This is a genomic window from Schaalia sp. ZJ405, assembly GCF_011038885.2.
Taxonomy (GTDB): domain Bacteria; phylum Actinomycetota; class Actinomycetes; order Actinomycetales; family Actinomycetaceae; genus Pauljensenia.
The window spans coordinates 97,877-113,678 of sequence record NZ_CP064952.1; the positions used below are offsets into that span (position 1 = coordinate 97,877).

Consider the following 15,802-nt stretch of genomic DNA (forward strand, 5'->3'; position numbering starts at 1 on the left):
TTGTGTTAGTAGGTTTCGTGCCAGGTTCCGTTGTGGTGGAAGTCGGTCCAGTTAACGCCGGTGCCCCAGTGTTCGATTTGGGTTTGTGCGTTTGCTCGGTGTCTGGTGGTTTCGAACAGGTTGATGATCTGTTGGTCGGTGATCGTGGACCTGAGGATGTGGGCTGGTGTGCCGGGATATTCGGTGTGCAGGTAGCACCACCACAAGGCGGTTTTGACTTGGTGATCAAGGCTCATCCCCCGATGAACACGCAGCAAGGCCCTCAGTTGGGCGTTAATCCCTCCCTCGATCAGATTCGAGGTCGCTGGGATGGGATCAGCATCGACATGGAGTCTGGGGTCAAGATAGGTAAACAGAGTGCCTTTCTTGACCAGCGTGTTCAGCGAGTTCTTCGCCTGGATCAACCGGGCGTGGGTGGGAACCCACCGGCCGTTAGGTAGGCGGGTGCGCTGAGCCAGGAACCTGTGATACGTGCTGTTCCAGTCGACCAACTGGCTCATCCATTCCACAGCTTGGGTGAAGGTGTCGATGTATAGCAAGGATTTAGCGATAGCGTAAAGATCGACCCCTGCCTGGGTGCGAGGCCGGGTCGTGGTCTTACGCTTGACCGCGTTAAAAGCATGAAACGTGCAGCGTTGAATCCGGGTTCCAGGCCAAGTAGCGGCGACAGCACTGGCGATGCCTTGCCCACCATCACACACGACAACATCAGGCGGGGCAATACGAGCCATGAGCCCTTGCCAAGCACGGGTGGTTTCACCCTTGGCCACATACCAGCCCAGCACGTGCGTCTTGGAGCAAGCGATCAGGATCACGAGCTTGTGGGACAGATAGATCCCGTCAACAAACACCACATGACAAACCTCATCAACCAGTGGAGAAACTGGCCACAAACACCAAAACGGCTCGTTACGCCGCCGCAGTGTACGAGCCTGTCCACCGTGATCAGCCAGAGTGTACTTACCCGTAACAAAGTCCAAGAACGCTGCGAAATCACGGGCCCGAACGTCACTACTCCGCGACTGGCTTGCCCTGCACATCCGACACCGAAATCGTGGCCTACCAGCTTGCGTTGAACCCCATTTTTGCGTTACGCCACCACAGATCTTGCATCGAGGATTTCCCATCCCCCAATCCAAGCCGACTCCAACACCGAATTTGCCCCGTAATATCAATAAAAAACCAGGATAAAACCAACACGAAATGGCCAACCAAAAAGTCAACCCAAAACGAGTTCAACACCGACTTTCCCCCGCCATACCAACGAAAAACAACCCAAAACTGGACTGAACCCCTGTGGTTGGACAGTGCTGATGTGAAGGGACTGTTATGAGTCAGAGGAGTAAGGAGCGGCGCTTGAAGGTGCTGCGTTTGTATGCCAAAGGGGTTTCTATTAGTGATTGCGCGCGTTTGGCTGGGGTAGCGTATGAAACTGCGCGTCGTTATTGTCGAGAAGCTGATGTGCATGGTATCGAACACGCGCGAAAAGTCCCGTCGTTTCGTACGTGGCCCATAGAATTGAAAACAGAAGTTGGATCACGTTGGCTTGATGGTGAGAGTGCGTCGGACTTAGCTCGCGAGTTTAAGTTGCCTTCAGCTTCGTATCCAGCGTTGTTTGGGCGGTGGTTGGAGCGTCAACATATGATTGATTATGAACAAAGAGCGCGAGCGGCAGGTGGGCGGGTTGTTCGGGCTCAAAAGGCTGGAATGGGGATTAGCCAGTGGGGTAAGTGGTTAGCTGAAGTTCGTCAACACATCGAGTCCGCCAAGCAGCAAGCAACTTGTGATGCCAAGCGTCAACAACTTGACGCGTTGCATGTGGAGATCTTGGAAAAATCTTGCGCTTTGAGGGAGGAGACTGACACGTGGCAAGCGTTCTTGATCCGCTTGGTCACAACCCTTAAAGCACACCATCGAGTATCAAGACTTTGTCGGATTGTTGGACTGGCCCGTTCAACGTACTACTGGGCGTTGAAGAATGCCTGTCGGATAGATGCTGATCTAGAGCTAGTCCAAGAAGCATATGCCTATGCTCATGGGCGTTATGGGTATCGGCGCCTCACCGACCTGATACGCATTGGTTTTGGGACTCATCAAGGGCGTTGCATGAACCATAAGAAGGTTGCACGTCTGATGCGCCGTGTCGGGTTACAAGGAGCCCAGCCCAAACGCAAACACTATAGGTCTTTCGCAGGAACACTTGCGTGTATTCCCAACCGTTTACAACGCCGCTTTAGTGCCTCAAAGCCTGGGCGATGTCTCGTCACAGACATTACACAGATTAAGTGGGGTGGAACCTGGTACTACCTTTCACCATTGACTGATCTGTTCAACAATGAAGTAGTGGCATGGCGTTTGAGTACCTCCCCAGACTCTGCTCTTGTCACAGGGATGGTTCGTGACTACAGCAAAACAAGGAATCTGCGTGAAACGATCATTCATACCGATCAAGGGCGCCAATACTTTTCTGAAGACTACCGCAAGCTCCTGCAAACCTTAGGTGTACGACAGTCAATGTCTCGGAAAGGAAACTGTCTGGATAACTCGCCAGCAGAAGCCTTCTTCGCCCGACTAAAAATCGAGCTTGGACTCTCCACAGGCACACGCGCCGGACAAGCAAGTCTGCGACGAATCATCACCGAATACATCCACTGGTCAAACACCCAACGAATCGTCAGCCGACTACACACCAGCCCACTAAAATACCGACAACAATACGAACTCGCTGTCTAACAAACAGGGTTCAGTCCAAACCAACACGCTTTGGCCAATAACCCCCTATAGGCAAAATACCGGGCCGCCTTGAAAAGGCGGCCCGGTGGAGCATTCAGTTCCGCTAACGAGTCGGAACTTACTGAGAATCAGTCAAGGCCTACGTTATCACTTATGCAACGAAGACGCAGCTGTTTCAACGCGAATATGGGAGAGGGTTCCGGAGCTTGGGTTGCACATGCATTCTGCGTCTTTTGGACCGCGATGGGCAGCAAAGTGCCGCCCTAACGTTTACCCGCTTAGAATGGCCTCATGATTGATGTGCGTGCTCTGCGTGAAAACCCCGAACCGGCCCGTGCCTCTCAGCGTGCGCGAGGCGCTGATGAAGGCTTAGTGGATCGGATTATCGAGGCGGATGCTGCCCGCCGTGAGGCGCTCAAGGAGTTTGAGTCGCTGCGTGCCACCCAAAAAGAGGTGTCGAAGTCTGTGGGGAAGGCTTCGACGGAGGAACGCCCGGCGATCCTCGCCAAAGCGAAGGAGCTGGCCGAGGAAGTGAAGAAGGCTGAGGCTCGTTCCAACGATCTCAGCGCCGAGGCTGACCGTCTTGCGCGATTGCTCCCCAACATCATTGAGGGTGCGCCCACAGGTGGCGAGGAAGACTACGTTGTTCTGCGTCACGAGGGCCCGGCTCCGCGTGATTTTGCGGCGGAGGGTTTCGAGCCGCAGGATCATCTTGCATTGGGTGAGGGCTTGGATGCGATCGACACGAAGCGCGGCGCGAAGGTGTCGGGCGCGCGTTTCTATTACCTCAAGGGCTTGGGCGCGCGTTTTGAGCTTGCGTTGATGACGATGGCGATGGATCAGGCGATTGAGAACGGCTTCACTCCGATGATGACGCCGACGCTGGTCACTCCCGCAGTTATGGGAGGCACGGGCTTCCTCAACGAGCATTCGGATGAGATTTATTATCTGCCTGCCGATGACCTCTATCTCACGGGCACGTCCGAGGTTGCGCTGGCGGGCTATCACGCAGAGGAGATCCTCGATCTGTCCGGCGGGCCGAAACGCTATCTGGGGTGGTCGACGTGCTATCGCCGTGAAGCGGGGTCTGCGGGCAAAGACACGCGCGGCATTATTCGTGTCCACCAGTTCAATAAGGCGGAAATGTTTTCCTATGCCCGTCCCGAGGATGCTGCTCAGGAGCATGAGCGTTTTCTTGCCTGGGAGGAAGAGATGCTCCGCAAGGTTGAGCTTCCCTACCGTGTCATTGATACGGCGGCCGGTGATTTGGGGACGTCCGCGGCGCGTAAGTTTGATTGTGAGGCGTGGCTTCCCACGCAGAACCGGTGGATGGAGGTGACGTCGACGTCGAATTGCACGACGTTCCAGGCTCGTCGCTTGGGTATCCGTGAGCGCCGCGATGGTCAGATGCATCCGGTGGCAACGCTGAACGGCACGTTGGCGACGACGCGGTGGATTGTTGCCCTATTCGAGAATCATCAGCAGAAGGATGGGTCGGTGCGCGTTCCCGAGGCGATGCGTCCCTACCTGGGTGGGCTTGAGGTCCTTGAGCCAACCCACTGATCCTCTGGGCGCAACTCCTCGCGGGTCTGCGCCTGCTTCTCAGGTTGCTTCGTTGATGAACGAGGACGAGCGCGCACTTTCGCCTGTGAGTGCCACGGTGCCGCGGGTTGGGTTTCCGGGTCTGAGGGGTGCTCAGTCTTCGGTCGAGGGTGCCATAGGCCAGTTCTCACCCGGTTCATCTGCGGGGATCCCCTCAGGTGGGGGTGATACCGGAACTGGCGGCGAGGCTCGCGTCGAAGTGGTTCGACCGTCCGAACGTGAGGACGTCATTATCCGATCAATGACGTCGCCGCCTCCGTCGGGTGAGGCTCCGATTGATTTTGACGTGCTTGTTGCGCGCGTTCGGGAGGCTCTTCCCACGGATCTTCCTCGGGATCCACGCCGGATCATGGTGGCGTTGGACTTGGATGGGACGATTCTGACGGGTGAGGGAATTTCCACGCGGGTCCGGGAGACGCTTGATGCGGCGACGGATGCGGGGATCCATGTCGTCATTGCAACGGGTCGTTCTTTGGGTGCCACGATTCCTGTGCTTGAAGACCTCGATGCGAGGAATATGTCCGTTGTCTGTTCGAATGGGGCGCTTCGCCTGCGCGTTGGCGATGTTGTCGACGAAGCGGTAGTCGGTCAGGCAGTGCGTGGTGGAACGCTAGGCGCTGCGAGGGATGGGGTCGTTGGTGGAGGTCAGCATCGCCTGGGGATTGACGATGCGCAGACCCGAGGCGCGTGGGAAAGGCGACTTGGGAGAAACGGCGCGTCCGTCCTCGTTAATGATCCGATGTATTTCGAGCCTGCGACGCTCATTGATCTTCTTGTGGAGGGAATCCCGGGGCTTCGCGTGGGTGTGGAAACTTTAGGCGGATATGTGTTGTCGGAGGATTTTCCGCCGGGGGAACTCATTGAGGCCCACAGGGTTGTTTCCGTGGAGGAATTACGCGCGACGCCGGCGATTAAGCTCATTATTCGCCAGCCGGAGCTGACTCGCAGGCAGTTCGATGGTGAACTGACTCGATTGGGTGTGAAGGATTCGTGGGAGTGTTCGGTGGGGTGGACGTCGTGGGCGGACATTCTCCCCAAGGGTGTAACGAAGGATTCGGGTCTGGAGGTTCTTGCGCAGCAGCTGGGGGTTCCTCATGAGGGAACGGTTGCTGTGGGGGATGGAACGAATGATATTTCCATGATCCGCTGGGCAAATTTTGGTGTTGTCATGGGTGGTGCGAACGACGAGGTGCGCGTACACGGCGACCACGTGACGGGTGCGGTTGAGAATGATGGTGCTGGAGCGGTGATTGAGGCGATTCTCCGGCGCAGCGTGTGTATGTGACGAGACCTGGGCGAAGCGAGGGGATGGCAGACCTCTGGGAAGGTCCGCGTTGACGTTGGCGGGGAGCTACGTGATGCGGATGTCGTAGGTCTCCCGGTTTCGCAGCACCGACTCGGTGTTGTCTTGGGCCCAGGTACGCAGTGCATCGAGCGGTGTGATCACCGTGTGCCCAAGGTCAGTTAAAGCGTAGGTTACCTGCGGGGGGACTCCGGGAATTTCGTCGCGGGAGATGAGCCCGTCGCGTTCGAGCGCACGCAGAGTTTGTGTGAGGACTTTGGGGGTGACTCCACCGACCGCATGGCGCAGGTCGTTGAAGCGGCGAGGACCTTTGGCGAGGCCGAGAATCCTGCGCACCGGAATACGCGTTTCTCCGTCGCCTCGGCATGATGACGTGCACGCTCGTCCTCGTTCATCATTAACGAGGACGAGCGGGGTTTGACGCATCTTGCGGCGAAGTGTTGCGGACGGATCTTGTGATATTTCGCAGGCCGCGATGCCACAGCGATGACACGCATAAGTGTGAACGTTCACCCTTAGGCGGTGAACGCCCGCTCGGATTTCCCAGATGCAACTGAAGATGCCGGTCACGCGGTGTACGGTGGACATAGAAGCGGCAGGGGTGCCGCCAAAGTCGACGACGACACCGTGGAGGACTCATGACTCAGATCGACGTTCGCGCAGCGATCGAATCCGGCGACACCGCGCTGGGAATCGAATTCGGATCCACTCGAATCAAGGCCGTGCTCATTGGGCCGGATCATCAACCCATTGCTTCGGGTGGTCACTCGTGGGAGAACCAACTTGTCGATGGTCTGTGGTCCTACACTCTTGACGCCGTTCGCGAGGGACTCCAAGATGCCTACGCCTCGCTGGTTGCCAATATCGTTGAAAAATACGGTGTCACACCGACCACGTACGGCTCGATCGGTGTGTCTGCGATGATGCACGGATACCTCGCATTCGATGCCGAAGGGAAACAACTGGTTCCGTTCCGTACCTGGCGTAATACCAACACAGCACAGGCGGCGGATGAACTCATTGATACCTTTAAGTTCAACATTCCTCTGCGCTGGTCGATCGCTCACCTCCACCAGTGCGTTCTCGACGGCGATGAGCACGTCACGAAGGTCGCATCCATCAACACACTTGCCGGCTGGGTGCATGAACAGCTCACCGGTCGCCACGTCCTGGGCGTTGGTGACGCTTCCGGTATGTTCCCCATCGATTCGACAACCGGAGATTATGACCAAAGCCGCGTTGCAGCCTACGACGCCCTCGTTGCACACCACGGCTTCTCGTGGGCGCTCCGTGACCTGCTACCCACGGTGCTCGTGGCCGGAGAAGACGCGGGAACCCTCACGCCCGAAGGTGCATTGCTCCTGGACCCCACGGGAACACTGACATCGGGAATCCCGATGTGCCCGCCCGAAGGAGACGCGGGTACGGGCATGGTGGCAACGAACTCCGTCGCTCAGCGCACCGGAAATATCTCGTGCGGCACCTCTGTGTTCCTCATGGTTGTCCTTGAAAAGGCACTGAAGAATCTCCACACCGAAATCGACATGGTGACAACGCCCGATGGGTCACCCGTCGCGATGGTCCATTCGAATAACGGCGCATCCGAGATTGATGCCTGGGTTGAGATGTTCGCAAAGTTTGCCGAGCTTGCGGGCATTGATATGCCCCTGCCAAAGATCTACGACGCGCTGTACTTCCACGCGATGGAGGGGGCGGCAGATGGCGGTGGCCTGCTGGCCTACAACACGCTGTCAGCCGAACCGCTCATTGGCCTGACGGCAGCGCGCCCACTGTTCACGCACACCCCAGACGCCGACTTCTCCCTAGCGAATGCGATCCGCGTGCAGCTCATGAGTATCTTCGCAGCCGTCCGCATCGGCGTTGACATTCTCGACTCCGAAGGAGTTGCCCTGGACAAGCTCTTCGCGCACGGAGGTCTCTTCAAGACTCCGGGAGTTGCGCAGAAAATCCTCGCCGATTCCCTTGGCATCCCCGTGTCGGTTGGCGCGACCGCCGGCGAAGGTGGCGCGTGGGGCATCGCGGTTCTCGCTCGCTACCTCACTGCAAAAGACCAGGGAGAAACTCTTCCGGACTACCTGACCGCCAAGGTCTTTGCCGAGGCCGAGGCGACGGTTATCGATTCAACACCTGAGGATCATGACGCATACAATCGCTTCCTTGAGCGCTACCGTCAGGCATTGCCTGCTGTTCAGAGCGCAGGTGAGAATTCCTGAACTGAAAAGAGAGGTGACGCCGGCGCGAGGATCCGCTCGGTGTGAGGCCCTTCCTCCGATCGTGTTCCACAGTGGGTTCCACGAATCCCGTGAAGAGCCGTAGACCCGCTACGATGGCGCGTATGGGAAAAGCAAGCCGTCGTAAAAAAGTCACCGATCCAGCGAAACTCAAGGCCTATCGTGCGCCGATCCCTTTCGTTGCCCGTCCTTTCGAGGGCATGACGAAAGAAGTTGAGCTTGTCGCCATGCGCGAGATCATCCCCGCGGCCATCATGTCCGCGCGCACAACTCCTGAGCACGGGGGGATCGAATGTGACCTTGTGACGCTCCTTCCGGATGGGCGCGCCGCTATGGTTCGCTCAGACGGCCGCGTCCTCGTTGCCTTGCAGACACGCTTTAATTCCGGCGACCTATCCCACGACGTGGGAGCAGCTGTTCTCGCAGCGATCGCCGCGCAGAAAGCGGGAACCGAAGGAATCGTCGACATCGATGTCCGCGAGCCCTCTGAGCGGCTCCAAGACATCCTCGACCCCGAAGGTTTTGGGGACCTGGACATCACCGATGACTTTGGGTTCTGGTTTGACCCGACCGAAGAAATTGACGCGGACACGTGTCGAGCCCTCGAAGAGAACCGCGCCGACATCATCCCAACCGAAGCGGTTGCCGACGTTGAGGGCATGTACTGGTGCTCAATGAACCGCAACTTCGTTCGCTACGTCACCGACATCGACGAATCGGCCCTCTTTAACGGCCTCGCACGTCTTGGAGCTCAAGGAACCGCGAATGTTGGCGAGGGCTCACGTTTCGTTGGAGCATTCCGCGCCCTGGGAATCGCGATTCCCGTATTCGAGCTCGGCGAGGGAGTCTCAGCCGCAGACGTCGCACCCGAAGCGCAAGCGTTCGCCAAACGCCTCGATGAGGCCCTGGCTCTCACCGATCCTCTCAGTGACGACGAACGCCGCATCCGCGCTGGAATGGTGTCCCGCCAGGTGACGATCCGCTAAGAGTAACCACCCGATTGCGCAGTTGCGCAAGGGACTGAAAATCCGCCTCGTCCGATAGGCGTAGCCTACCCACGCTCTTCGGGTAAACCCACTAGGCTGTCAGTTGTGGTAACTGTGGGTGGAACAACGGTGGGTTCTCAGGCTCCTCAGCGTGTGGCGGCGGTGATTCCTGCCCACAACGTCGGGCACGACGTGGCGACCACCGTACGCTCCTGTCGGGCAATCCCCGGTGTTGACCTCCTCATCGTCGTAGACGACGGGTCCGAGGACGACACGGGACGCGCCGCCCGCGCCGCAGGAGCCGTCGTTGTGCGTCACAGCGTGTACCGTGGCCGTGCCTCCGCGATTGAAACCGGAGTCAAAGTTGCGGCGATGCGTGATCGTGCCGACTGGCCACCCAGGCACCTGCTCATCCTTTCTGCGGATCTGGGCGAATCGGCGGTTGAAGCGACACTCCTCGTTCAAGCGGTGACCTCCGGTCAAGCAGATTGTGCGACCGCGGTCCTTCCGCACTCCGAATCAACGCTCCGCACCGGCCATGCCCAGCGTGTTGCTCGTTCCGCAATTTTTCGGGCCACCGGCTGGGAAAGTTTCAATCCCCTCTCATCGCAGAGGTGCGTCACTCGTGAAGCGATCTCAGTGGCGATGCCATTCATGCAGGGGTACGGCCTCGAAGTTGCGATGACGATCGACATCCTTGAAGCGGGCCTATCTGCCGTTGAGGTGCCATGCAGTTTTGTTCACTCAGGTGCCGACAAACGCATCGGAGACCTCAATCGGCCGGCACGTCTAACGGACTCGCTGATCGCGGCGGCACGCCGCAGGTTGAGGCGTTCACGTCGAGCTGAGATTCAGTCATTGTGCGCTCCCGGCTATACCCAGGGGATCGGGACGCCGTATCCGCGTCCAGCAAGTGAACGCAACGCTAGTGAGCGCGCCGTAAACGCAACGAATTGAGCACAACAAAGATCGAGGAGCACGCCATCGCCGCGGAGGCGATCATCGGTGTGAGCATCCCAGCGATTGCCAACGGCACCATGAGAACGTTGTAGAAGAACGCCCAGAATAGGTTTTCCTTGATGATGCGCAGTGTCGCTCGAGAAATTCTCATCGCCGCAGCCGCACTCGTCAGATCCGAATTGACCAGGGTAATGTCAGCAACCTCGATTGCCACATCCGTTCCGGATCCCATCGCGATGCCCAAGCCCTTGACGCTGGCCTGAGCTAGTGCTGCGGCATCATTAACTCCGTCTCCGACCATTGCGACGACGCGTCCCTCGCCCTGAAGCTGTGCGATGACATCGCGTTTTTCATCAGGCATGACCTGGGCGATAACACGTTCGATCCCCACGTGCTGCGCAACGTCATGCGCGGCTTCGGAATTGTCGCCTGTGAGCAGCACGGGCTCGATTCCCAGTGCGACAAGCTGTTTCATTGCCTCCGCGGACGACGGCTTCACCGAGTCGCGCACGACGAGAACGGCAACTGCGTGAGCCTCGTCAAGAGATGCAGGGAGGACACGGATTCCGGTGGCGTCGCTCGACTGCTCACCCTCGATGTGGGGTGACGAGGACGAGCCTGCCTTGTGACCGTCGGAATCAACATCTTGTGCAGACGCTGAACTTTCGACCCGTTGAAGAACTCGTCCCGAATAGCCGGCCTTGGCAACAATGGCTTCGAGCTCCTCGTCTGTGTGCGGCTCAGTCAGCGTAATCACCGCCGATTCGGTTGCGAGGTTCACCGACGCTGAAACACCCTGAAGTTTTCCCAGTTTGCGCTCAACCCGGTTGACGCACGACGCACACGTCATCCCGTGAACATTCATCGTGATCGTCGCCACAGGAGCTGGATCAAACACCGAGTTGAGGTCCGCGGGTGCCGGTGACTGAGGTGCGAAGCGATCGGCCTCGTCCTCGTCAAGGGACACTGAGACTAAGGGCTGAGAAACGGAATCTTCCCACCCGTGAACAACGGCAGCGACAACGGCACTGGCACCGGAGCTTTGGGCGTTGGCCACCGCGCGTTCGAGCGAGTCGGGGATGCGTGTGCCCAGACCCTGAAGCCATGAAAGCCGACCAACGAGGATCAAATCAGATCCGGAAGTGCTGGCCCCCGGCACGAGTGCGGACACGCCGAGACCAGCGTGGTTGGTGAAGCCGGTAACCGCTATGGGACGAACCCCCCGTGTCGCAGCTCCGGCGACGATTGCCCGGGCAAGAGGATGTTCGGAAGGAGCCTCAGCTCCGGCGACGAGGACGAGCACGTCGTCCTCGTTCATCGAGGACGACGCGCAGGAGTCAGCGTCGGTGACCACGGATTCAAGAGCCATTTTGCCGGTCGTCACGGTGCCCGTTTTGTCCAGGACGATTGTGTCAATACGACGGGTCTGCTCGAGGATCTCAGCGGACTTGATGACGATGCCGAGCTGGCTTGCACGCCCCGAACCCACAAGAAGCGCGGTGGGGGTTGCCAAACCGAGCGCGCACGGACACGCAACAACGAGGACGGCGACGGCACTGGTCACGGCAGTCTGAACCGACGCTCCGACAAATAACCAGCCGATCGCAGTCGCCAGGGCAACTGCGATCACCACGGGAACGAAAACGCTGGAGATTCGGTCAGCCAACCGCTGAACAGGGGCTTTACCCGCCTGAGCATCAGTGACCATGCGGCCAATCTGCGCAAGAGTCGTATCAGAACCAACGCGGGTGACGCGAATCGTCAGAGTCCCCCACGTGTTCATCGTCGCGCCGGTCACCTCGTCACCACCACTGACATCCACCGGGATTGACTCGCCGGTCAGGAGTGACGTATCCAGGGATGAATTGCCCGATTCGACTACGCCATCGGTGGCGACCTTTTCTCCCGGGCGAACAAGAATGCGATCACCGACGCGCAGATCCTCAGCGGGGACTCTGCGTTCGACCTGCGTGTTTGTGAGGGGATCGGCTGTCAGGACGGTTGCTTCCTTTGCCCCGAGCTCTAAGAGTGAACGGAGTGCGTCACCCGCACGGTAGCGGGCGCGCGCTTCCATCCACCGGCCAGCGAGGAGGAAAACAACAATCATGCACGCCCCCTCGAAGTAGATCTCCGCGTGGCCGCTGTGGGCATCTGCGCGTGGCAGGAGCGACATGTGCATCGTCATTCCAAGTGTGCCGGCATCTGTGGCAATCAACGCCCACCAGCTCCACAGCGTCGATGCGATAACGCCCAATGAAACCAGCGTGTCCATCGTTGTTGACCCGTGGCGGATAGCCATGAATGCTGCCGAATGGAAAGGCCATGCGCCCCATGTGACAACCGGGAGGGACAGCGCTGCAACAACCCACTGCCAGCCGATGAATTGGAACGCGGGGACCATTGAGATCACCATGACAGCAATGCCCAGAGGGGCTGCAATAGCGAGGCGGCGCTTGAGTTCTTCAGCGTGGCGGCGAGCACCTTCGCCGACCTCGGTCGGTCGGGACGTCCCATAGGCGGTGACGGTGTTTTCAGCTGAGCTGTGGGTGCTGGAGGAGGCGGGTGAGTGGTCGAGGGACGAGGGCGTGTGGCCTGGAGTGTTGGCGGATGCTTGGAGATGGGAAGACGACGTCGGCATGGGAAACTTTCGCTTGTCATGCCGCGGAGCTTGGGCGCCCAGTTCCGTGATCTTGCCGCCTGGCGAGATAGTGGGCGTCGGATGAGCGGGTTGCGCGCAGGCAAGTCGCTCAAGCTCGGCGATACGAGGGAGAGGTCGACTGTGAGGTGCTCATTGACGACATTGGCTGTGCGGCGTGCTGCATGTGCGAATGACGCATGCGCCATGCTGTATGCAGCCGCGGTGATCGTTGAGAGGACCCTTCAGCGGCCAAGGACAATTGCGGACGACCTGCGTTGTCAGCTTGTGCTCGTGCGGAGCAATGACAGTTGCTGCGTAGCGGCTGAGCCACGAAAGCGGAGGTGGTCTGCGGGGGTGTCGCTGAGGTCAACGACATGCCCCAGGGGTGTCTAGAAGTCTCGGGTAATCCCCACGAGTTCGTATCCGGCTTCACTGACGGCGTCGCGAAGGGCATCGTCCTCAATGGGGGTGTTGGTGACAACGGTGACCTTAGAGGTGGCGCCCGAGTTCAAGATGACATCAACATTTTGGACACCGGGAACTTCTTTGAGTTCTTCGGTTACGGACATGACGCAATGTCCGCAGGTCATCCCATCAACAGATAGTTCAATTGTGCGGTCGAATTCAACAGACATCGTGTGCTCCTGTCGTTGGTGTGTCAAGATGTCGTTCTTCTCAAGAAGGTGGTGATGTCGCCTGCGACGCTATGACTTGACGAGTCGTGCGATTGCGCGGGTCGCTTCCTCGATCTTTTCTTGCGCGTCGACATCAGATTTCTTCGCTGCGTCGACAATGCAGTGACTCATATGGTCCTGAAGGAGTCCGATGGCAACGGAGTCGAGTGCGGACTGGGCTGCGGACACCTGTGTGAGGATGTCGATGCAGTACTCTTCGCCGTCAATCATCCGTTGGATTCCGCGAATCTGCCCTTCGATTCGGCGAAGGCGTGCAACGTAGCGGTCCGTTGACGCCGAGTAACCGTGTGCCATGCGATCCCTCCTTCCTGCGCCCGTAGATGTGGTCTTGAGACACTATTGACCATACCCCTAGGGGGTATCTCTGTCAAGAGTTCCGTCTCCAATGGGAACCGCTGGCTGGCCGAGCATCGACCCTGGCAGCGGGGAACATCCCCCCTTATGGGCGCCACTGAGGATCTGATGCGGGTGGCCCATAGATCTCAAATAACTCCGACGGGCGGGCAATATCATCGGGAAAACCCAAAGCCTCCATAGACACCAGCTCACGAACCCGTCGGTCGGCACTATTGCGTTCGCCCTGGGCCGTCAGCACCCGCGCACGCACCGACACCGGTGAAATCTCCCGGTTATTCCACACCGCGCTAGCGGCGGCATCAAGGAGCTGTCGTGCATGGGCGTCGACGTCCTCGTCCCCCGTCGAATCAACAACGAGATCAACCGTGACCAACGCGGGCTTGCCAAACCCCTCACCGACATCGACAACAACCTCGGGAACAAGAGGAGTCAGCCCAACGCACGCGGACTCAACCGCAGCCTGGAAGCGAGCCGACCGGCCCTGACGATGAGAAGGGCGGAGCGCATGAAAAGCAAGACCCGCCCCCAGCGCACCAACCCCGAGCGCACCAATAATGACCGGATGCCGTATCACCAGACCCGACTTCCCCGAAGGAGTTCCCCCCAGCCTCCTCGACGGAGCGGGCGCAATGATCATCCGACGACCGTGCCACCACGACCGTCCCGGAATGTTCGAATCACTCACCGTTGATCCTCTACTTTCTGTCGTGGAATCGTCGTGTGTCGCATTGACGCATCCCCCTGGTCTTCGGCTCCCTGGCGTCCCTTACGTAAGGAACGGATCCGACCGGCCAGGGACTGTGCAAAGGATGGGGGAAAGACCTGTGAAAATGCAGGGAACACAGTGGAGAACTCCTTCCACCACCCAGGCGGACGAAGCGGAGTCGGTGAAAAGTCGTACGGGTATGAGACAGGTTCGACCGCGTTTTCACGAGTCGCCCTCATGAAAGCCTCCCACGGATCCATAGGGACGCCCTCGCGAACATCCTGCCAAATCTCAAAATAGAACACCCGAGAATCCTCGTGCTCCTGCGGAAGAAAATCCTGCAACGCGGCCACGGCCCGACCAACGCGACCCCACGGAACAACGCTGACCTTCCGCTCGAGCTGGCGCACAGTCTCCGTGTAGGTCGCCGACGAATGAGCGTAGTAGAGAGGATTGGTTCGAGGGCGCACGAGCCTGCGTCCAATGGTGACCCGCTGATCGGGAGTCCGGTCGGGAGACCCATCCATCGCTGGAATAACGTCCTGATCGTGAGCGACCGCAAGAACCGTGACATCTGGACGAGTGCGAAAACGGCGTGCCGGAGCCCCAACCGTCAACACCGCTTCAACATTGACTCCCGCCTGCTCAGGAGGAAGGGAAGCCAGCGACACGGCAAGCAAACCGGCTTGAGAATGCCCGCAAAGAAGAACGGGTTCGCGAGCCCACTCGTCCTCGTCAATCCCATCAAGGCGCATCGCTTCATGGAGGGCCGCGATGACACCCAGACGGATCGCCGAGGGGAGACCAAGAACCTCACGAATGTTTGACTCCATATCCGCGGGGTTCGCATTCGAGGTGAACTCCAGGTGAGAGGTTCCCGGTATCGAAGCGATCCATCGACGTGTTCCACGACTTCCTACTCGGGAAATTTTCACCGTCTGACCCATTGTCATCGACCAGTACATCTCGTCGATGTCGGCGCACATGGCGCTGAGGGACCCCGGCACCCCCGTGCGCCTCAAGTGTGCTTTCGGATGTCCAGGAGCCGGGGGCTGCATCGGTGGATTCGCTTGGGAATCCCGAAGAAGATGAACGTGAACGTCACTTGCACGCATCGCCCCGACGGCGTGTCCAACAGCGAGCATCCCCACCATGAGGGCCTCATAGCCGCGTGCCGGGATGCGGGAAAGGGCTTCGAGGGCGCGGTCACGATCATCGGCATGAGTCACCAGGCGCGTGCGAAACCAGGCGCGTCCAAGATGAGCGATTCCTGCGGCCGCACGCCCCAGACTGCGCACCACCAGCGTATCCAACCCCGGTTCGTCGAAGAACAAACGCTGCGAACTCTGGGAAATCTCCTCGCCCATCGACTCTGAGCGCTGCTGAGCGGCGCTGCGGATCGACGGAGGAAGGTCCTGAAGCTGACTGAGTAGCCCAACTAACCCCGTGGCAACAAGTGAAGGGACAAGCGGAATCAGCTTGAGGCGGACATACGCGGGTGGAAACGCGTGGGGAACCCGACGCGGCGCGTAATAGCGACGCCTCATTCTCCGTCGACGCATGCGTTCCT

The 15,802-nt window shown here is 58.9% G+C and carries 13 protein-coding genes; 6 read left to right on the forward strand and 7 right to left on the reverse strand.

The genetic code is table 11. From position 1 onward, the window contains the following. Positions 1-5: 5 nt before the first annotated feature. Positions 6-1,127 (reverse strand): IS1249 family transposase, encoded by a 1,122-nt coding sequence (locus G7Y41_RS00395; protein ID WP_165315542.1) that lies wholly within the window; start codon positions 1,125-1,127, stop codon positions 6-8. A gap of 202 nt (positions 1,128-1,329) precedes the next feature. Between G7Y41_RS00395 and G7Y41_RS00400 the strand changes: the two genes are divergently transcribed. The 3 genes from G7Y41_RS00400 to G7Y41_RS00410 all read left to right on the forward strand — a co-directional run bounded on the left by G7Y41_RS00400 (position 1,330) and on the right by G7Y41_RS00410 (position 5,620). Continuing rightward, complete coding sequence (locus G7Y41_RS00400) at positions 1,330-2,733, forward strand: IS3 family transposase (protein ID WP_231367313.1); 1,404 nt, start codon at positions 1,330-1,332, stop codon at positions 2,731-2,733. Between the two features lie 291 nt (positions 2,734-3,024). Continuing rightward, the gene (gene serS, locus G7Y41_RS00405; RefSeq protein ID WP_165217015.1) at positions 3,025-4,296 is read left to right on the forward strand and encodes a serine--tRNA ligase; all 1,272 of its coding nucleotides are present in this window, start codon (positions 3,025-3,027) and stop codon (positions 4,294-4,296) included. Beyond that, positions 4,280-5,620, forward strand: coding sequence for an HAD hydrolase family protein (locus G7Y41_RS00410; RefSeq protein ID WP_165315663.1), 1,341 nt, complete (start codon positions 4,280-4,282; stop codon positions 5,618-5,620). The genes serS and G7Y41_RS00410 overlap by 17 nt, the downstream gene beginning before the upstream one ends. Positions 5,621-5,686: 66 nt before the next feature. On the opposite strand, the gene G7Y41_RS00415 is transcribed toward G7Y41_RS00410, so the two are convergent. After that, a complete protein-coding gene (locus G7Y41_RS00415) occupies positions 5,687-6,064 on the reverse strand; it encodes a winged helix-turn-helix transcriptional regulator (protein WP_165217019.1) in 378 nt (125 codons plus the stop codon). Between the two features lie 212 nt (positions 6,065-6,276). Between G7Y41_RS00415 and G7Y41_RS00420 the strand changes: the two genes are divergently transcribed. The 3 genes from G7Y41_RS00420 to G7Y41_RS00430 all read left to right on the forward strand — a co-directional run bounded on the left by G7Y41_RS00420 (position 6,277) and on the right by G7Y41_RS00430 (position 9,833). Beyond that, positions 6,277-7,872, forward strand: coding sequence for a xylulokinase (locus G7Y41_RS00420; RefSeq protein WP_165217022.1), 1,596 nt, complete (start codon positions 6,277-6,279; stop codon positions 7,870-7,872). A gap of 122 nt (positions 7,873-7,994) precedes the next feature. Further along, positions 7,995-8,876: a DUF5926 family protein gene (locus G7Y41_RS00425; protein ID WP_165315664.1), complete on the forward strand. Its 882-nt coding sequence runs from the start codon at positions 7,995-7,997 to the stop codon at positions 8,874-8,876. Between the two features lie 105 nt (positions 8,877-8,981). Further along, positions 8,982-9,833, forward strand: a complete 852-nt coding sequence (locus tag G7Y41_RS00430) for a glycosyltransferase family 2 protein (protein ID WP_231367314.1) — start codon at positions 8,982-8,984, stop codon at positions 9,831-9,833. Here the strand turns inward: G7Y41_RS00430 and G7Y41_RS00435 are convergent. The 5 genes from G7Y41_RS00435 to G7Y41_RS00455 all read right to left on the reverse strand — a co-directional run bounded on the left by G7Y41_RS00435 (position 9,802) and on the right by G7Y41_RS00455 (position 15,794). Next, entirely contained in the window at positions 9,802-12,474 is a 2,673-nt protein-coding gene (locus tag G7Y41_RS00435; protein WP_165315665.1) for a heavy metal translocating P-type ATPase, read from the reverse strand. The genes G7Y41_RS00430 and G7Y41_RS00435 overlap by 32 nt on opposite strands. A 389-nt stretch (positions 12,475-12,863) precedes the next feature. Further along, positions 12,864-13,109, reverse strand: coding sequence for a heavy-metal-associated domain-containing protein (locus tag G7Y41_RS00440; protein ID WP_165217028.1), 246 nt, complete (start codon positions 13,107-13,109; stop codon positions 12,864-12,866). Positions 13,110-13,178: 69 nt separating this feature from the next. Beyond that, positions 13,179-13,463: a metal-sensitive transcriptional regulator gene (locus G7Y41_RS00445; protein WP_165217030.1), complete on the reverse strand. Its 285-nt coding sequence runs from the start codon at positions 13,461-13,463 to the stop codon at positions 13,179-13,181. Between the two features lie 145 nt (positions 13,464-13,608). Next, complete coding sequence (locus tag G7Y41_RS00450; protein ID WP_165217032.1) at positions 13,609-14,211, reverse strand: pyridine nucleotide-disulfide oxidoreductase; 603 nt, start codon at positions 14,209-14,211, stop codon at positions 13,609-13,611. Then, on the reverse strand, positions 14,208-15,794 hold the full coding sequence (locus tag G7Y41_RS00455) for an alpha/beta hydrolase (protein WP_165315666.1): 1,587 nt from the start codon (positions 15,792-15,794) through the stop codon (positions 14,208-14,210). The genes G7Y41_RS00450 and G7Y41_RS00455 overlap by 4 nt, the downstream gene beginning before the upstream one ends. Positions 15,795-15,802 lie beyond the last annotated feature (8 nt).